Below are 18633 nucleotides of genomic sequence, written 5' to 3'. Positions count from 1 at the left end.
TTGATTTTTCTTTCTAAAAAGGCTAACATTAATATTAATGCATGTAAGAAAACTTATACCAAAGACGATATGAAAGGAGCCAGGAGATGAATTTAGGTTTTGATTATTCAGGCCTGCCGACCGGTATCGGCAGTTTACCATTAACCGATCCGAGAGAAGCTACAGAATTTATAATGAAGAAGTTTGCGGATATTCCGCACTGGGCCCAGTTGCCCAGGGCAGGGGAGCAGGAAGGTTTTATAAACCAGTTTATCGGGCCTTTAACCAAAGTGGGGCTCATTAGTGTGCATGGTGCAAAATATTACTTTAATACCGATGACCAGGATTGGGCTGCCAGGCTGGGAGAGTTTTACGCCATATACCTCGCAGCGGCCGAGGGAGACGATAAGGCGCTGCAGTATTTTGCTTTTCCGCCGGATTCAGCCAAGGGGTATTATGATTTCCACAAATATCTCACGGAAAAAGGTACCGGCTCGGCCAGGTGCCTGAAGGGGCAAATCAGTGGCCTGTTATCGGTGGGGTTTGCTTTGACAGACCAAAACAGGCGGGCTGCCTATTACGACCCGCAAATCAGGGATGTGCTAATAAAAGTGTTGTCCATGCAGGGGAAGCTGCAGGCCAGGGAATTGGCTGAGTTCGGGCTGCCGGTAATAATTTTCGTAGACGACCCGGGGTTGTATGCCTGCGGCATGTCTACCCATGTAACTCTAAAACGGGAGGAAATAATAGATGAACTTAATGCCATATTTGAACAGATCCATTCGGCAGGTGCGGCTGTAGGGGTACATAGTTGCGCCGGTATGGACTGGACCATTTTAATGGAAAGCAACCTGGAAATTATCAGTTTTGATGCTTATGAATACTTCGTATCGTTGGCCAGTTACAGCAGTGAACTGAAACAGTATATGGACCGTGGCGGTATTCTCGCCTGGGGAATCGTTCCCACATCGGAGAAACTGTACCAGGAATCGGCGGAAACCCTTGCTTCTTTGCTGGGAGAACGGCTGCAGGCATTGGAAGGAAAAGGTTTAGACAGAGACATATTATTAAGGCAGTCTCTGATTACGCCTAGCTGCGGAACGGGGATTTTGACGGAAGAACTGGCCAACAAAGTTTACGACATTACCGTTCGGGTATCCGAAAAATTCCGCGAAGGGTTCTAAACTATGGCTTCCCCAAAGCATTACGCTTAAGGTGGAAGCCTTATCTCTTGCCAAGCTATAATAAAGCGGTACCAAAAACTGGTCTGGAGAGCTGAAATCATAAATTATTGCTCCTTGATTCATATTAACTAATGATAATGGACAAGGAGCGATTTGCCATGGGACCGTTAACTGATATAGTACAAGCGCTGCAACAGGAATTCCGGCAGCGTGACGATGTAATACGGGGTTTGCTTTTAGGGCTTCTAACGAAAAGCAATGTCCTGCTCATTGGACCTCCGGGAACAGCCAAAAGCTTGTTGGTGAACAGCATGGTCCAAAAGATTGCGGGAGTCAAATATTTCTCCTATCTGATGACCAAGTTTACGCGGCCCGATGAAATAATAGGCCCTATTTCCTTGCAAGGGTTAGAAAAGGATGAATTTGTCCGGGTGTTGGATGGCCGGTTGGCGGATGTTCATATTGGGTTTCTCGATGAAGTTTTTAATTCCAACAGTGGATGCCTGAATGCCACTTTGAATATTATTAACGAAAAGAAAATTTTAAACGGTACCAGGCTAACGGAGGTACCGTTGATGATGCTGGTTGGGGCGTCTAATTCATTGCCGGTGGAAACCACGGGTGAATTAAGTGCTTTTTATGACCGGTTTTTGTTGAGGTACGAGCTTGGGTATCTGAGTACTGCCCAGGAGCTGAAAAATTTAATTAACTTAGAACCCGGTGCAAATAAAACTCCACTCATGTCCATTGAGGACATTATTTTTCTACAAAACCGGGTTTTGGACATAGAACTGCCCCTGGAAGTTATATCAAGGCTGGTAGCCATTGTTATGGGGGTCCGCCAAAAGGGGGTGGCTGTTTCGGACCGCCGGGTGCGGCAAAGTTGTTTAGTAGTTAAGGCTGAGGCTCTGCTGGAAGGCAGGACAAGGGCCTGTTTGGAAGATTTATATATATTAAGGGATATTTTCTGGAACACGCCGCGAGACCGGGAAATATTCGCCGAGATATGGACGGTTTTGCAAAAACCGGTCCTTGAACGCCTTGAGAGCATTACTGCCGAAGCCTGGGAAATTTATGCCGATTTAACGGGCGGTAATTGGCATTTCGCCAAGGGAACCGAAAAAGGCGCCAGATTGATGGAACTGAAACAGGAATTACAAAGCTTGTTGCATGTTTATGGCAGCGATTTGGAGTTGGCCAGGGAAATCGGCAGCAGGGTTGACAACATTGACAGCTTGATGACAACGGTTTTGAAAAATCTGGCTGCCGCTGGAGGAACTCAGCGCTATGAATCGTGAACAGGCCTTAAACCTAACTCCCTATCACTGGGATATATTTTGGGAAACATTGTCCCAATGGCCTGGCTGGCAGGAAATTCTGGCGGAATTTCAGACGAAACCGTTCGGTCCCGAACTGATTCCTGAATTATTCTGGCTGCTTTACTCCGGTACCATAGAGGTTTCACCCATGCACTTGGTTCCCGCTGCTGCCAGGTTAAACATCCTCGTTATAAACAGGCTGTTACAAAGTCGGGAGTTCCAGCAGCTACGCCAGGTGACTAGAGGCGGCAGGCAAAAGTCTCTTTTTGCTGCTTTTCAAATTCTGGCTCTAATAGTAAAGGTTTTACCGCCTGAATTAATTGATGTGGCCCTAAAGGTAAAATCCGTAAGTTTTACTGTCAACCGGCTCAAAACACAAGCTGATTTCCTGGGAAAGGGAAGGTATGGTACCAACAGGGAATTGCCTTCCAGCCATTTGCTTTACCGGGCATACATGCGCACAGTAAGGGAACTGGAGAAGGCTTTACGGGTACAACGTTCTTTGCTGGCCGAGCTGATGCGACTGTGGTTTTCCGGCTCTGCTTCCCGATTGGGACAAGAATTTCAGCAAGGGTTTCAGGTGCCGGTGGCAGGTGATTTGGTGTACGGGGAAAAAAGTAAGCACTTTCTTTCCAATGGCCTCCGGGGATACCTGGTTTATATGGCCAGGTATTCGGGTAATCAGAAGTTAAAAAACATTGCCAACCGGGCGCAAACTTTAAAATGGTCGGGTGCGATTCCCTGTATAGCAGAGGGTGAAGGGGGTTTACAGGGGGTTTGTACCGGGGGGGTGATAGAATTTTTATTAACAGAGCAGTGGCGGGACTTTTTTCATCCGTCCAGCAAAAGAAGGTTTTATGCCAGGCTAATCGAACAGCAGTTGTGGATGCTGGATTTCAGTGACCGGCTGCAGCGTGGACCACTGGTAATTTGTGTTGATTGTTCGGGGTCTATGCAGGGGCCAAAAGAGGAAAAAGCAAAGGCTATCGCCATTAAAGTATTGGAACAGGCCCGGTTGAGCAGGCGTGATTGCATAGTGATCTTGTTTGGCGACCACGAGACCATCGAAACGATTAGTTGCCTTAAAGGATTTTACGGTGAAAGTGATATATTAAATATATTACTGACCTTTTTTGGCACCCGGACTACAGATTTTAACCGGCCTCTGGAAGAGGTAATGAAGATAGCGGCCAATCACGCAAAAGACCAATTGGATATGCTTTTTATCAGCGATGGGTTAGGTACGGTAAATACTGAGACCCTGGAAAAATTTAGTCACCTGCAAAACAGCGGCCGGCTGTTTACATGGGCGATAATTGTTGATGGCGCTGAAAAAGAAGGAAAAGAAGTCCGGGGCTTTGCGCAGTATATTTTTTTCAGCAGGGAACTACTGGAAGCGGAGGTATAATAATGCTGATAGATTATCATATGCACACTAAAATGTGCGGTCATGCCGAAGGGGAGATGGAGGAATATGTCTTAAAAGCCAAAAGGGAGGGTATAGTGGAAATAGGCGTTGCGGACCATATACCCATGTATTTTCTTCCGGCGGCTGAAAGGGACCCTTCCATTGCCATGGCTGAGGAAGAGCTGCCTATATACGTTAAGGCGGTAGAAAAATTGCAGAAGCAATTTTATCCTTACAATATAAAGCTTGGTATTGAGGCGGATTTTGACCCGGACTGCCAAGCGGAACTTAAAAGAATCATCAATGCCTTTCCTTTTGATTATGTATTAGGGAGCATCCACTTCTTGGGCAGATGGGGTTTTGATAATCCCCGGTTTATTGATGAATATCAAAAAAGAGACATTGATGAAGTCTACGCTGAATATTTTAACTTGCTGGAAAAGGCTGCCGCTTCCGGCCATTTTGACATACTGGCTCACCCGGACCTGGTCAAAAAACTGAATTTTCGCCCGCGGAAGGATATTACATACATATATGAACGCTTGGCCAAATGCTTTGCCGACGCCGACATATGCATTGAGATTAATACCGCGGGCTTAAGGGCTCCTGTTGGAGAGATATATCCATCGGCAGTTTTCCTGCGTGAGTGCTTTAAAAGACGGGTGCCTGTCACGTTGGGGTCTGACGCTCATACTCCGGAGCAGGTGGGAGCGTGTTTTCCTGAAGCGAAACAGTTATTGTTAGAAATTGGCTATGATAAGATTGCCGTTTTCAGTCAAAGGAAAAGACGACTCCTTCCCCTTTAATTCGTTACAAAATGGCAGATGAAATAAAGGCGGCTCTATGCTATACTTTCATTATAAAGTTACAGTCCTTATCTTGGGTATAGGATTAAAAGGGTGCATAAAGTGGATTTGGTTTCGCACGGTCTGCTGGGTTCTATGATTGCCGGTCTGAGTTTCGGCAAAAAGTATAGGCTCCTTGGCTACGTGGCAACAATTGTTGGTAGTGTAGCCCATGATTTTGATATTATCACCTTTTTGAAGGGGCCGAAGGCGTTTTACAAGTACCACCGGGAGATTACCCATTCTTTGTTGGGTACGGTAGTCTTGGGGTTGTTAATTTCCATTGGTGTCCGTCTTTTTACGCCTGTGCATGATTGGGCTACGGTTTTAGCCATGGTCGGAGCAGGATTGTTATCCCACCTGGCCATGGATATCCTTACCCCCTGGGGGCTGCCTTTGTTTTACCCGTTTAAATCAAAGAAATACAGCCTGGACTTGATCTGGTTTTTTGACCCGGTCGTAATTTCCGGCCTTGTAGCCGGGGTTTATCTTGGCTATCAGGTCCCGGAAAATTCCGCCTTTTCTTATTTGGCTTCGTTCGCCGTTGTTATATCCTATCTGGCTTACCGGGTCAGGCAAAAAAGAAAAGCGCGGAAGATTGTATTGGAGGAATTGGGGCCGGATAAAGGAGCGGCTGTCTTCGTTCTTCCTTCGGCCGTCAGTCCTTTTCTCTGGGATGTTATAGTTAAAGAAAGGAACAGGTACATTCATTTTTGCGTTGATACCCGGCGCAAAGAGATTCTGAGCAAGGAGGAGTTTTGCTCCGGCGCCTTTCACCGCTGTGTAAAATCATCCCGCGATTCTGATTATGTAGATATATTTCTTAAACGGTCAAGATTTCCTTTTTATAATGTGACCAGAAAAGCCGACCAGACTTATACTGTTGAATGGAGCGACGTACACCTGGCCAATTTAGGCGGTGTTCACGGGGTGGTCGTACAGTTAGACGGGAATGGGGAAATCATTGAAGAAAAACTGCAAATAAAAAAGCCGGTTAGGCGCAAGAAGAAATCGGGGGCTGTCTAAAGACAGCCCCTGCTTGCTGCGCACCAAACCTCATCATGGAACTAAGCGGAGGTTAAATGATTCCTCTGCTCTGGGCGAAATTGAAAAAAGAGGGCATATTATTCTTCCGCTCCCGGACGAAATCTCCTCCGGCAACCGCTCCCACTTCGTGGATTGCGGGCCGGAGAACGATTTTAGTCCCCGCTCCAGAATAATATGCCCTCCTGACATAAAGAGAATAATCGTAATGATTAGGGTGGGTGGGGTGTCCCGGCTACTCCGGAGCTTTGTGCTGCAAAACCTTGCCAGGAAAACAAATAGCCGCTGTGGAGGTAAAACAATAAGTTGCGACTTGGTGGAGGGCGGGTAGACAGTGTTAACGACAGTGAGGGCTTGAAATCGCTGTTTCCGGCACGGACGCCGGAAACCCGGCCACGAGTCATGGATGGCGATTTGGCCGGGTTCAGCGATTTCAACTGAACGGAGTTTACACTGTCTCTGCCCGTAACCTCGGAGCAACGGTTGTTTTACTTTCACAGCGGCAGTTTCTTTTTTGTAGCACAGCACCCTTCGCCATCTTCAAACATGCGGGAACTACCTGCCTTCCCGACGTAAAGACTGGAGAAAAGGAAAAACCCCGCATTAAAAGCGGGGTTTGGTAGTATTCTGCCTGACATCCTCGCGAACGTCAGTAAATATTCTACCTACAAGTAGAATAACCATTTTTCGTTGTGTCAATACTTTTTATCTTAAAGCGGCCAATAAAACCAAATCAACGCCCATGGTCATTGCGGCGGTAACTACCGACCACTGGTCGTCGGATGCCGACCGCCTTTGCATTGCGAATGCACAACAAATTGTGCAGCCAAAGTGGAGGGGGCACTATATATTGTGTAAAACGGAGCTAGAACGAAAAATCGCGAGAAAAAAAGAGATTTCACGGAAAAATTTTTTATTTTGGTATAAAGTTTAGCAGGATTTTTTACGAATATAGAGAATAGAGTGGTATAAAGTGGAGGGAAGTGGGGGAATAGCCTTTTATTTCCCAGCGGGTGTGTTAAGTAGGTGGAAACCGTCATGTTCATGGGAGAGTTTCAACACACAATTGATGCTAAAGGCAGGGTTATTATTCCGGCCAAATTCAGGGAAGGGCTTGGTGACAAGTTCATTGCCACCAAGGGCCTGGATAATTGTTTGTTTTTATATCCCATGGAAGAATGGCGGCTTTTGGAACAAAAGATGAAATCACTTCCCTTTACCAGGGCTGATGCCCGGGCCTTTGTAAGGTTTTTCTTTTCCGGGGCTACCGAATGCGAGGTAGATAAACAGGGCAGAATATTACTCCCCGCCAATCTCAGAAGTCATGCCAGGTTGGACAAAGAGGTAGTTGTTATCGGCGTTTCCACCAGGGTAGAGATCTGGAGCAGGGAAGAGTGGGAAAAATACAGCCGGCAATCTGAATCGACCTACGAGGAGCTGGCGGAAAAAATTGTGGATTTTGATTTGGGAATCTAAAAAGTTCCGGAAGGTGAACATAGATGGATTTTCATCACGTGCCGGTTATGTTGGATGAGAGTATCAGCCACCTGAATATAAAGCCCGATGGCGTATATGTTGATTGCACGTTAGGAGGAGCAGGACATTCGGCAGAAATTTTGAAAAAAATTCAACCAAACGGATTTCTTGTAGGCATAGACCAGGATATCAATGCTATAGCAGCGGCTGAAAAGCGGTTAAAAAATATAGGGTTCAACTACCGTTTGGTGCACAGTAATTTTAACCGCATCAGAGATATTCTGGAAGAACTGGGAATATACCGGGTGGACGGGGTGCTTTTTGACCTGGGAGTTTCTTCTTACCAGCTTGACCAGATTCAACGCGGATTCAGTTATAAAGTAGACGCTCCGCTGGATATGCGTATGAACCCCCTGGAACCGGTTACAGCCCGTATTTTGGTGAACGGCCTCACGGAAGACGAGTTGGCCAAAATTATTTCGGAGTATGGCGAAGAACGTTGGGCCAGAAGGATTGCCAAATTCATTGTGGAAGCCCGGGCCAGGGAAGAAATATCGACGACCGGGCAGTTGGTGGAAATTATTAAAAACGCTGTTCCGGCGGGGGCCCGGAAAGAAGGCCCGCACCCTGCTAAGAGGACGTTTCAGGCGTTAAGAATAGCCGTTAACGATGAATTAAGTAAATTTAAATCCGCTTTGCGGGATGCAATAGAGGTGTTGGCGCCCGGAGGGAGAATCTGTGTCATTTCTTTCCATTCCCTGGAAGATAGGATAACCAAAGAAATGTTCAGGGATTTGGCCAAAGAATGCGTTTGCCCTCCGGAATTTCCTGTTTGTACCTGCGGGACCGTTCCTATGCTCAAAATTATTACCAATAAACCCATTGAACCTTCGACGGCAGAGATTGAAAGAAACCCCAGGGCGCGCAGTGCAAAGCTCAGGGTGGCAGAACGCTTGGTTCTAAAAAACGGGGAGGCTGAATAACTTTGATATTGGCAAGAGAAAGTCATGATTATTACCGCTACCAGGAACAAACGGCTGTTCGCCCGCGGCGCACCCGCAAAGTTCGCCGGATGCGGAACAAGTCCAGGTTGGTTTATACTGGCATCATGATGATAGCCTTCACTGTATTTTTGCTGCTTGCCACCAAGTACGCCCAAATTGCTGCTACAGGGTACAAAATTGTGGAAATGAAAAAACAGATAAAGGCAATGGAGCTACAGAACCAGGCATTAGAAATGAAAATAGCCCAATTGCAGTCCTTAGAGAGAATTGAAGCAGTAGCTACGGAAAAACTTGGTATGGTTAAACCGGATACATCTGCAGGAGTCCAATTTGTAGCTGTCGAATCAAAAGATTCAGTTGGTAAAGAACAGGTACCGGCGCAAAAAATTCAAAAAGAAGAGCAACTCAAACCACAAAAAGAAAAACACAGACCGATGGCTCTTATAGACGTATTGAGTAGGCTGCTGGCCAACTGGACGGGGAGGGTAGCGCAGGCCGAGGCAACTACGGCATCCAATTAGTATATTTTGAGGGGTTGAACTCATGTGACCACCAATGTTTTAATGAGAAAGCGTATAACCCAGCTATTCTTGATCATGGGAGCATTCCTGCTATTTTTGATTGGTCGGTTAGCATGGATTCAGTTTGTTAACGGGGATAAACTTAGCACCGAGGCCCTGGAAAACAGGATGGACGATATTAAAGTACCTGCGAAAAGAGGGACCATTTACGACCGGAACGGAAAGGAACTGGTGATCAGCATCAGTTCGGATACAGTTTACGCCATTCCGCCGGAAATAAAAAAACCTGCAGAAACCGCGAAAAAGCTGGCCGAGATTCTCGGCCTTAAATATGAGGAGATATATAAGAAAATAACGAAAAGAAGCAACTTTGTATATATCCAGAGAAAAGTTGATCCGGAAATTAGCAAAAAAATCAAAAAGCTGGAACTGCCAGGGATAGATATTGTGGAAGAAAGTCAGCGGTCCTATCCGAACGGCAACCTTGCCTCTCATGTATTGGGGTTTGTGGGTATTGATAACTATGGTCTGAACGGTATTGAGGTTACAATGGAAAAAGAACTGGCCGGTGTTCCGGGGAGAATCTTGGTCGAAAAGGATTCCCTGGGCCGGGAAATACCGCAGGCCCTGCATCAGTACAAACCGCCACAGCCCGGAAACAGCCTGGTGCTGACCATAGATGAAACTATTCAATATTTCGTAGAGCGTGAATTGGATAATATCGTAGAAACCTATAACCCGAAAAGCGCCACCATTATAGTAATGGAACCCAAAACGGGCGGCATTCTGGCTATGGGCAACCGGCCGGATTTTGACCCGAATAAATATGGCGAATATCCGCAAACCAGTTGGAGAAATCCGGCCATTTGGCTGAACTATGAACCGGGTTCCACTTTTAAAGTTATTACAGCCGCCGCTGCTCTGGAAGAGGGGGTTGTGAAACCGGAAAGCAGGTTCTATGACCCCGGCTATGCCGTAGTATCCGGTGAAAGGATAAAGTGTTGGCGGTATCCCAGAGCTCATGGTTCCCAGTCCTTTGAAGAAGTGGCCCAAAACTCCTGTAACCCTGGATTCATTCAGGTTGGGCTTGATCTGGGGAGGGAACGCTTCTACAAGTATATAAAGGCTTTTGGTTTTGGGCAAAAGACCGGCATACCATTGGTCGGAGAAGCCAAAGGAATTGTTATCCCGGAAAAACAGGTCAAGAACATTAACCTTGCCACCATATCTATCGGGCAATCTATTTCGGTGACGCCGATTCAACTGATTACCGCTATATCGGCAGTTGCTAACGACGGGGTACTCATGAAGCCCCAACTGGTCAAAGAAATCCGGGACAGTCAAGGGCATTTGGTCCGGAAAATTGAACCTGAACCAGTGCGCCAGGTGATTTCCAGGTCAACGGCTCGCCAGTTGGCTGGGATTCTGGAGAAGGTTGTAAGTCAGGGTACCGGAAAAAATGCTTATATGGAAGAATACCCTGCCGCCGGCAAGACCGGTACTGCCCAAAAAGCCGGTAAAGGCGGATATTCCTCCGGCAAATACATTGCATCCTTTGCAGGGTTTGCCCCTGTTGAAAACCCACAGGTGGCAATACTTGTGGTTATTGATGAACCACAGGGAGGAACCTATTACGGCGGTCAGATTGCTGCACCCGTATTTAAAAACGTGGCCCGCGACGTACTTCGTTACCTGAACGTCAGGCCGCGGGTCAGCAAAACTGAACTGGAAGAAAAAGAAAAACGTAAAGAAGTTATAGTACCTGATTTAATTAACATGCCTTTGACTGAAGCCCAGGATATTCTGAGAAAGGCAGGTTTGGCAAGCAATTTAGAAGGTTCCGGCCAATGGGTTTTGAACCAGCAGCCTAAAGGCGGCGCCAAAGTGCTGGAAAAAACCCCGGTGATACTTTATGTTGGCCCGGAAGCCAAGAGTGTTCCAGAGGGTACGGAGGTGACAGTACCCGACTTAACGGGTTTAACCATGAGAGAAGCCGGTAAGCTGTTAGGGGCCTTGGGGCTAAAAATGAACCCGGAGGGGTCAGGGGTAGCCGCCAGCCAGAAAATAGAGCCCGGAACCAAGGTGAAAGCCGGGACGACAGTCAAAGTGATTTTCCTCCCACCGGCGCCCGAGCCTTTTCCGTAAAAAAGACATTGCCCATGTTTAAGGACATAGGCAACTCTTTTTAAACACAAATCAGGTTGGAGCAGGGGAATCGTCATGCTCCAACCTTACTTTGTTCCTGAGACAGCGCAAAAATATAGAGGATAAACAGTTATATTCCCGTTAATAATAAAACTTGTAGGAAATTTGTGGGAATGTACGACCAGGGGGGATAATTATGCGACGATTAACGGACCTGCTGAAGAATATTTACGGCGCCCGGGTGCAGGGAGATTTGACGGTGCAAATTGAGGGGCTGGCTTATGATTCGCGGAAAGTGCAGCCTGGCTTTGCCTTTATATGCATAGAAGGGTACAAGACCGACGGCCATTTGTTTGCCCAAAATGCGGTGGAAAACGGGGCGACCGTTATAATTGCGAAAAAACCTATTACCGTACCGTCTTCTGTTACAGTGGTAACGGTGGAGGATACGCGGGAAGCACTGGCCTATATGGGGGCGGCTTTCTACGATTATCCTGGCGATAAGCTGAATATTATCGGCGTAACCGGTACCAATGGGAAAACCACCACTACTCATCTCATAGAAAACATACTCGTCAAGGCCGGTAAGAAAGTAGGATTAATCGGGACTATTAAAAATAAAATCATTGACCGGGTGCTTCCGGTAACCAATACTACGCCGGAATCTCTGGATTTGCAGGCTTTGTTGGCAGAAATGGTTGATGCGGGAGTAGATTACGCTGTGATGGAAGTGTCATCCCACGCCCTGGAATTGAACAGGGTAGCGGGCTGCGAATATGACCAGGCCATCTTTACCAACATCACCCAGGACCACCTGGACTTTCACGAGACTATGGATAACTACCTGGCGGCCAAACAAAAATTATTCATTAATTTAGGAAAAAATTCTAGGAAGAGCAGAAATAAGTATGGCATAATTAATATTGACGATTCCAAAGGGCAGAGCTTTCTGGAAGTTACACATGGTCAGGTGATTACATACGGAATACAGTCAGCCGCTGATGTGCGGGCAGAGAAAATTGACTTGCGGTCCGATGGGGTCATCTTCACCGCTGTTACTCCCAGGGGTTCCGTTGATTTGAAGCTAAACTTGACAGGCCTGTTCAATGTTTACAACTCATTGGCGGCGGTAGCTTCCGGTCTGGGCGAAAATATTGCTTTGCCGGTAATCAAGGAAGCTCTGGAGGAGGTAAAAGGTGTACCGGGTCGGATGGAAAAAGTGGAAGCAGGCCAGCCTTTCGCTGTGCTGGTTGATTATGCTCATACACCGGATGGTTTGGAAAATGTACTTAGTGCAGCCAGGGAGTTTACGAAAGGCAGACTGATCACGGTTTTTGGGTGCGGGGGAGACCGGGACCGGACAAAACGTCCTATCATGGGTGAAGTTTCGGCGAAACTCAGTGATTTTACCGTACTAACTTCTGATAACCCCCGCAGCGAAAGCCCGGCAGAAATCCTGAGAGATATTGAGGAAGGCGTCAAACCTATTATCGGGCCAGAAAATTATACCGTTATCGAGGATAGGAAAGAGGCTATTAGGCATGCCCTGAACATGGCTAAAACGGGTGACGTGGTGGTTATAGCCGGTAAGGGACATGAAACGTACCAGATTATCGGGACAAAGGTGCTACCATTTGACGACCGTGAGGTCGCTATAGAAATATTAAAAGAAAAGTTTTCCTGAGGTAATGAACTATGTATAAAATGACACTCGGAGAAATTGCCGGCGCTATCAAGGCACGCATGGTAAAAGGAAATGCGGACCGCGTTTATACACAGGTTTGTACCGATTCGCGGCAGATAGTTCCGGGCAGCCTTTTTGTGGCGTTAAAAGGAGAGCGTTTTGATGCCCATGAGTTTCTAGAGCAGGCTTTGCAGCTTGGGGCGCATGGGGTAATTGTGAGCCGGATGCAGCAAGACCTTCCCGACGGTGATATCCTTTTGGTCGATAATACTCTGACAGCTTTGCAACAACTTGCCCGGTATAACAGAAAGAAGTTTTCCGGGCCGGTTGTAGCCGTAACAGGCAGCAACGGTAAAACGACCACCAAGGATATGATTTCTGCTTTGTTGGAGACAAAATACCGGGTTCTGAAAACATTGGGTAATTTTAACAACGAAATTGGGCTTCCCCTGACCCTTTTGGGTTTGGACGAGTCTCATGGCGCCGTGGTTGTGGAAATGGGCATGCGTGGGCTCGGGGAAATAGATTTCCTGGCCCGGATTGCCTGTCCTACCGCCGGAGTAATAACAAATATCGGCGAAACCCACCTGGAGCGATTGGGAACAGTGGAAAATATTGCCCGGGCGAAAACTGAGCTGCTGCCGCATATTCCTGTCGGCGGGTATGCAGTTTTGAACGGTGACGACCCCTGGCAGCGAAAGTATGCGCACCTGACGAGGGCAAAAGTAATATTCTATGGTATGGATCATTCCAATCACGTCTATGCCGACAACATAAAATGTAACATGGGCGCCGGTGCGAGTTTCACCGTAATACGCGACAAGATTGCAAAGGTTTTCCACCTGCCGGTACCTGGCAGGCACAACATATATAATGCCCTGGCGGCCATTACAGTCGGTTTGCAGGAAGGGCTTTCGTGGGAAATGTGCATGGAAGGTTTGCATAATGTTGTGCTTAGCGGTATGAGGCTGCAGATTATTGACTGCAATGGCTTGAAAATAATCAATGATACATATAATGCCAATCCTGCATCAAGTAAAGCTGCTGTCCGCATACTTGCCGAGATGCCCTGTGCAGGGAAAAAAGTTGCCGTTTTAGGGGATATGTATGAATTGGGACAACGGACAGTACAGGGACACCGCGAAGTAGGAGAAACTGTGCAAAATTTAAAAATTGATATCCTGGTAACTGTTGGGGAATTAGCACTGCACATTGCAGAAGCGGCTAAAGCGGCGGGTATGGATAGGAAAAATATTTATGTGAGTAGAAATAACAATGAGGCATTGGAGATTCTTAATAATATATTGAAAGCCGGCGACCTGGTATTGGTAAAAGGTTCGCGGGGAATGAAAATGGAAAAAATTGTGGAAGGAATTACCTGCGCCTAAGCGGGGGTAGGGGGAGAGAAAGTGGAAAAAGTAGTATCAGGACTAGGGGTCTCACTACTAATTTCTATAATGTTGGGGCCAATACTGATTCCTGTTTTACACAAATTAAAATTCGGGCAATATATTCGGGCCGAAGGCCCGCAAAAGCACCTGAAAAAAGCCGGCACTCCCACCATGGGGGGAATAATGTTTCTTACGGCCATCGGAGCTGCCTCTCTGCTCATTGCGGATAAGACGGGCGATGTTTTATTAGTCTTGGCAGGCTTAACCCTTTTCGGCTTATTAGGGTTTATCGACGACTATATTAAGGTGGTTATGAGAAGAAACCTGGGGCTTAGGGCCCGGCATAAACTGGTCGGCCAATTTTTTTCGGCAGCTTTGATGCTCACTGTAGCAGTATTTGTGTTAAACCGGGGAACGGACCTGATTATTCCTTTCGGTGGCCAGCTCCGGGTGAATTTGGGGGTGCCCCTTTATCTGCTGCTGGGTTCCTTGGTCATAGTTGCCACAACTAATGCTGTAAACCTTACCGATGGGCTGGATGGATTGGCAGCCGGAGTTACGGCTGTGGCGGCGGTTGCGTATATAATAGTCGCTCTAATGATGGGTAAAACAGGGGTTGCTGTTGTAGCAGCGGCTGTTGCCGGTGGCTGTATCGGGTTTTTAAGGTATAACGCTCATCCGGCCAAAGTGTTTATGGGAGATACAGGTTCCCTTGCTTTGGGAGGAGCGCTGGCGGGACTGGCTGTGGTCACTAAAACAGAACTTTTTTTACCGATTATTGGTATTGTTTACGTGCTGGATACTTTGTCCGTAATCATTCAGGTTATTTCTTTTAAAACTACCGGGAAAAGAGTTTTTCTGATGAGTCCTTTACATCATCATTACGAATTGAAGGGCTGGTCGGAATGGAAAATAGTTATTTTTTTCTGGCTGCTGGCTGTGGCAGGGGCTGTTTTGGGAATACTAGGAATGTATGAGTCAGGTTAGGATGTGAATTGGTATGGAAGCTTTAAACTTAAAAAATAAGAGAGTACTGGTGGTAGGGATTGGCAAAAGCGGATTGGCGGTGGCTGGCTTTTTGGCGGGCAAGGGAGCTTCTGTAACCATCACTGACAAAAAAGCGAGGCAGGACCTGGGGCAGGCTGTAAACAGCCTGCCAAAGAAAGTGACTGTTGCAGCGGGGGCGTACCCCGAGGTGACGCCTGATAGCTTTGACATGGTTGTCACCAGCCCAGGAGTTCCTTTAACGGAACAACCCCTGCGGCAGGCGTTGGAACGCAAAGTACCTTTGCTTAGTGAACTGGAATTGGCATACCGGTTTGCCCGGTCGCCGGTCGTGGCCATTACCGGCACCAACGGAAAGACCACCACCACGACTCTGACCGGGGAAATCTTTAAGGCCGCGGGCCGGCGGGTATTGGTCGGGGGCAATATTGGGCTGCCGCTGGTGGCGGAGGTTGAAAAATATGCACGGGAAGACATTATTGTTGCCGAAGTAAGCAGTTTTCAACTGGAATGCATCCACCGGTTTAAACCGAAGGTGTCCATCATTCTGAATTTTACGCCTGACCATTTGGATAGGCATGGCACCTTTGAAAATTATATTTTGGCCAAAGCGCGAATTTTTGAAAACCAGGGCCCCGAAGATTTTGCGGTACTGAATTTTGATGACCCGAAGGTGGCTGCTTGGGCAGAACAGGTTAAAGCCCAGGTTATATTTTTCAGCCGCCGGCATAAGTTAGAAAAAGGGGTCTATGTCCGGCAGGACAGAATTATTATTGACCTGGGCCAGGGCTCCAAAGATGTTTGTTCGGTTAAAGATATTTTTATTCGGGGCAACCATAACCTGGAAAATGCGTTGGCGGCCACGGCGGCGGCAGCAGCCCTGGGCGTGGAACCGGAGGTTATAGCGGAAGTCTTGCGTACCTTCAGGGGTGTCCCGCACCGGATGGAACATGTTGCTGAAATCGACGGAGTGGTGTATATTAATGATTCGAAAGGCACAAATCCGGATGCAGCCATGAAGGCCCTGGATTCTTATGATCAACCCCTGGTGTTAATTGCGGGAGGCCGCAATAAAGGCAGTGACTTCACTGCTTTTGCGGCCAAAGTCAGGGAAAAGGTCAGGGCGCTGGTGGTTTTGGGCGAGTGTGCCGACGAGATTATAGAGAGCATGAATAAAGTCGGTTTCAGTAATATCTACCGTGCTCATACTTTGGAAGAAGCGGTGAGAAAAGCTGCTGAAGTTGCCAATCCCGGAGAGATAGTTCTGCTGTCACCGGCCTGCGCAAGCTGGGACATGTTCAAAGATTTCGAACAACGCGGGGAAAAATTCAAGGAGGTTGTCCTGAGTTTAAGGAGGTAGCGCTTTGACCCTGCGTAAAAAATCACCGGATTTTTTGCTGTTTATGGCCACAATTTTACTGCTGGTTATAGGTATCGTTATGGTTTACAGCGCGAGCCAGGTTACAGCCCATGAAAGGTTGCACGATACATATTATTACCTCAAGAAACAGCTTTTATGGGCCAGCGTCGGGATTGGTGCTATGATGCTGGCCATGGGGATAGACTACTGGAAGTACAAGAAAATGGCGATTCCTTTTCTGGTTTTGGCTTTTTCATTGCTAGTTATGGTACTCCTGCCTGGCATTGGGAAAACCGTTAAAGGCGCGCAACGCTGGATTGGTTTAGGACCGTTTACGATACAACCTTCAGAAATGGTTAAACTGTCCCTGGTAATTTTTATGTCTTATGGGTTATCAGTGCAAAAACACAAGATAAAAAAATTTTCCCAGGGACTACTGCCCAATTTGTTGATTCTCGGTTTGGCCTGCGGTCTTATATTACTGCAACCAGACCTGGGGACAGCAGTATCTGTGGCCGGCACAGTTTTCGTCATGTTGTTTGCAGCGGGAGCCGAGGCTAGGCACTTATCTGCTCTGGCCCTGGCGGGGATAGGGGCAGTCGGCCTGGCAATAGCTTTTGAACCTTACCGACTGCGGCGGTTCCTGGCATTTCTTGATCCCTGGGCAGACCCGTTGGGCAGCGGATTTCATATTATTCAGTCACTATATGCCTTGGGTTCCGGAGGACTCTTTGGTTTGGGCCTGGGGCAAAGCCACCAGAAGTTTTTCTATTTGCCCGAACAACACACTGATTTTATTTTTGCCGTATTGGGTGAGGAGTTGGGATTTTTGGGCGGAAGTCTGGTGTTGCTGCTTTTCATACTTTTTGTATGGCGGGGTTTCCGGATTGCCCTAAGTTCGCCTGATTCCTTTTCCAGTTTGCTGGCCGTAGGCATCACTACAATGGTAGCGCTGCAGGCCATCATAAACATTGGCGTGGTTACCGGCTCCATGCCGGTAACGGGAATTCCGCTGCCACTGATCAGTTTTGGCGGTTCATCCCTGATCTTTACCTTAATCGGTGTAGGTATTTTGCTCAATATTTCCAAGTATGGCTCAGTCCGTTAGGGGGATAACAAATGAAGGTTATCGTTTCCGGGGGAGGAACAGGGGGTCATATATATCCGGCTTTGGCAATAGCCAAAGGCCTTCAGGAAGCCGAAGCGGGTACTGAAGTCCTTTATGTGGGCACGGCCAAAGGCCTGGAAGCAGGGATTGTCCTGCAGACCGGGGTTCCTTTCAGAACTGTTACGGTTGAAGGGCTGCCGAGGAAAATAGGGGTGCGGTTGTTTTCTTCTTTGCTTAAAGTGACCAAAGGTTTTTTTCAGGCCATGCAGATTATGGACGAATTCAGGCCTGACATTGTTATCGGCACCGGAGGTTATGTATGCGGCCCTGTAGTTCTGGCGGCTGTACTGAAAAAAATTCCGACGCTCATTCATGAACAAAATGCTTTCCCCGGCATAACCAATAAACTGCTGGCCCGACTAGTTAATCGGGTGGCAACCACATTTCCGGAATCGGTCAAGTATTTTAAAAATCCCGGGAAAGTTGTTGTCACCGGTCTGCCTGTCAGGCCGGAAATCCTTAATGCCAGGCCGGAGGATGGAACAGACCTGGGTTTTGCACCCGACCGGTTCAATGTTTTGGTTGTTGGCGGCAGCAGAGGAGCCAGGTCTATCAACCTGGCCATGGTGGAAGTTCTGGAACATTTCCATAACCATGCGGGTGTCCGGCTATTGCTGGTCACCGGCGAATCGGGTTATCACGAATTAAATGACAGGCTGAAGCTGCGGGGCTTGGACCCGGCCAAGCTCAACAATATCATCATTAGGCCTTATCTGCATAATATGCCCGCGGCCCTCGCCGCCGCAAACCTCATTGTATGCCGGGCCGGCGCCACTACGATAGCCGAGATTACAGCCAAAGGAATTCCAAGCATCTTAATTCCATATCCCTACGCGGCGGAAAACCACCAGGAATACAATGCGAGAGCCCTTGTGGACAAGGGTGCGGCAGTTATGATTAAAGACGCCGAATTGACGGGGCGTAAGATTATCGAAAACGTTGAACTCCTACGCCAGGATATACAACTTTGGCATAAAATGGCGGAAAAGTCAAAGGCACTGGGAAGGCCAGATGCCTTGCAAAATATAGTCAAATTAGCGCAAAACCTTTTAAAATAGAGCTTCGATTGGACAAGTTGTATCATTAAAAAGGACAAGTTC

16 protein-coding genes are annotated in these 18633 nt (G+C 47.5%); all 16 read left to right on the top strand.

Annotated features, from left to right (window positions below):
- Positions 1-86 precede the first annotated feature (86 nt).
- The 16 genes from Tfer_RS03240 to murG all read left to right on the top strand — a co-directional run bounded on the left by Tfer_RS03240 (position 87) and on the right by murG (position 18591).
- A complete protein-coding gene (locus tag Tfer_RS03240) occupies positions 87-1163 on the top strand; it encodes a uroporphyrinogen decarboxylase/cobalamine-independent methonine synthase family protein (protein WP_052216866.1) in 1077 nt (358 codons plus the stop codon).
- Positions 1164-1321: 158 nt separating this feature from the next.
- Positions 1322-2461, top strand: coding sequence for an AAA family ATPase (locus Tfer_RS03235; protein WP_052216865.1), 1140 nt, complete (start codon positions 1322-1324; stop codon positions 2459-2461).
- A complete protein-coding gene (locus tag Tfer_RS03230) occupies positions 2451-3890 on the top strand; it encodes a VWA domain-containing protein (RefSeq protein WP_052216864.1) in 1440 nt (479 codons plus the stop codon). Before Tfer_RS03235 ends, Tfer_RS03230 begins: the two co-directional genes overlap by 11 nt.
- A 2-nt stretch (positions 3891-3892) precedes the next feature.
- The gene (locus Tfer_RS03225) at positions 3893-4696 is read left to right on the top strand and encodes a histidinol-phosphatase (protein WP_052216863.1); all 804 of its coding nucleotides are present in this window, start codon (positions 3893-3895) and stop codon (positions 4694-4696) included.
- A 102-nt stretch (positions 4697-4798) separates the two neighbouring features.
- Positions 4799-5761 (top strand): metal-dependent hydrolase, encoded by a 963-nt coding sequence (locus tag Tfer_RS03220; RefSeq protein WP_052216862.1) that lies wholly within the window; start codon positions 4799-4801, stop codon positions 5759-5761.
- Between the two features lie 324 nt (positions 5762-6085).
- Complete coding sequence (locus Tfer_RS17070) at positions 6086-6220, top strand: hypothetical protein (RefSeq protein ID WP_282432046.1); 135 nt, start codon at positions 6086-6088, stop codon at positions 6218-6220.
- Positions 6221-6817: 597 nt separating this feature from the next.
- Positions 6818-7255 carry a division/cell wall cluster transcriptional repressor MraZ gene (gene mraZ, locus Tfer_RS03210; protein ID WP_013121015.1) on the top strand — a complete coding sequence of 146 codons (438 nt, stop codon included), beginning with the start codon at positions 6818-6820 and terminating at the stop codon, positions 7253-7255.
- Between the two features lie 23 nt (positions 7256-7278).
- Entirely contained in the window at positions 7279-8238 is a 960-nt protein-coding gene (rsmH, locus tag Tfer_RS03205; protein ID WP_052216860.1) for a 16S rRNA (cytosine(1402)-N(4))-methyltransferase RsmH, read from the top strand.
- Between the two features lie 2 nt (positions 8239-8240).
- A complete protein-coding gene (locus Tfer_RS03200) occupies positions 8241-8780 on the top strand; it encodes a septum formation initiator family protein (protein WP_052216859.1) in 540 nt (179 codons plus the stop codon).
- A gap of 24 nt (positions 8781-8804) precedes the next feature.
- On the top strand, positions 8805-10925 hold the full coding sequence (locus Tfer_RS03195; protein ID WP_242843545.1) for a stage V sporulation protein D: 2121 nt from the start codon (positions 8805-8807) through the stop codon (positions 10923-10925).
- A gap of 196 nt (positions 10926-11121) precedes the next feature.
- Positions 11122-12609 (top strand): UDP-N-acetylmuramoyl-L-alanyl-D-glutamate--2,6-diaminopimelate ligase, encoded by a 1488-nt coding sequence (locus Tfer_RS03190; protein ID WP_052216858.1) that lies wholly within the window; start codon positions 11122-11124, stop codon positions 12607-12609.
- 11 nt (positions 12610-12620) lie between these two features.
- On the top strand, positions 12621-13997 hold the full coding sequence (locus Tfer_RS03185; RefSeq protein WP_052216857.1) for a UDP-N-acetylmuramoyl-tripeptide--D-alanyl-D-alanine ligase: 1377 nt from the start codon (positions 12621-12623) through the stop codon (positions 13995-13997).
- Between the two features lie 21 nt (positions 13998-14018).
- Entirely contained in the window at positions 14019-14987 is a 969-nt protein-coding gene (gene mraY / locus Tfer_RS03180) for a phospho-N-acetylmuramoyl-pentapeptide-transferase (RefSeq protein ID WP_083436752.1), read from the top strand.
- A gap of 13 nt (positions 14988-15000) precedes the next feature.
- Positions 15001-16365 (top strand): UDP-N-acetylmuramoyl-L-alanine--D-glutamate ligase, encoded by a 1365-nt coding sequence (murD, locus tag Tfer_RS03175; RefSeq protein ID WP_052216856.1) that lies wholly within the window; start codon positions 15001-15003, stop codon positions 16363-16365.
- A 4-nt stretch (positions 16366-16369) separates the two neighbouring features.
- On the top strand, positions 16370-17473 hold the full coding sequence (spoVE, locus tag Tfer_RS03170; protein ID WP_013121007.1) for a stage V sporulation protein E: 1104 nt from the start codon (positions 16370-16372) through the stop codon (positions 17471-17473).
- Between the two features lie 11 nt (positions 17474-17484).
- A complete protein-coding gene (gene murG / locus Tfer_RS03165) occupies positions 17485-18591 on the top strand; it encodes an undecaprenyldiphospho-muramoylpentapeptide beta-N-acetylglucosaminyltransferase (RefSeq protein WP_052216855.1) in 1107 nt (368 codons plus the stop codon).
- The last annotated feature ends 42 nt before the right edge of the window (positions 18592-18633 follow it).

This window comes from Thermincola ferriacetica, from assembly GCF_001263415.1.
Classification (GTDB): Bacteria; Bacillota; Thermincolia; order Thermincolales; family Thermincolaceae; genus Thermincola; species Thermincola ferriacetica.
The sequence above is the reverse complement of the archived record's forward strand: the minus strand, read 5'-3'. Positions and strand labels throughout refer to the sequence as shown.

Coding starts and splice junctions, on each gene's coding strand:
- Tfer_RS03240 (WP_052216866.1), top strand. CDS start 87: ATGAATTTAGGTTTTGATTATTCAGGCCTGCCGACCGGTATCGGCAGT.
- Tfer_RS03235 (WP_052216865.1), top strand. CDS start 1,322: ATGGGACCGTTAACTGATATAGTACAAGCGCTGCAACAGGAATTCCGG.
- Tfer_RS03230 (WP_052216864.1), top strand. CDS start 2,451: ATGAATCGTGAACAGGCCTTAAACCTAACTCCCTATCACTGGGATATA.
- Tfer_RS03225 (WP_052216863.1), top strand. CDS start 3,893: ATGCTGATAGATTATCATATGCACACTAAAATGTGCGGTCATGCCGAA.
- mraZ (WP_013121015.1), top strand. CDS start 6,818: ATGTTCATGGGAGAGTTTCAACACACAATTGATGCTAAAGGCAGGGTT.
- rsmH (WP_052216860.1), top strand. CDS start 7,279: ATGGATTTTCATCACGTGCCGGTTATGTTGGATGAGAGTATCAGCCAC.
- Tfer_RS03190 (WP_052216858.1), top strand. CDS start 11,122: ATGCGACGATTAACGGACCTGCTGAAGAATATTTACGGCGCCCGGGTG.
- Tfer_RS03185 (WP_052216857.1), top strand. CDS start 12,621: ATGTATAAAATGACACTCGGAGAAATTGCCGGCGCTATCAAGGCACGC.
- murD (WP_052216856.1), top strand. CDS start 15,001: ATGGAAGCTTTAAACTTAAAAAATAAGAGAGTACTGGTGGTAGGGATT.
- murG (WP_052216855.1), top strand. CDS start 17,485: ATGAAGGTTATCGTTTCCGGGGGAGGAACAGGGGGTCATATATATCCG.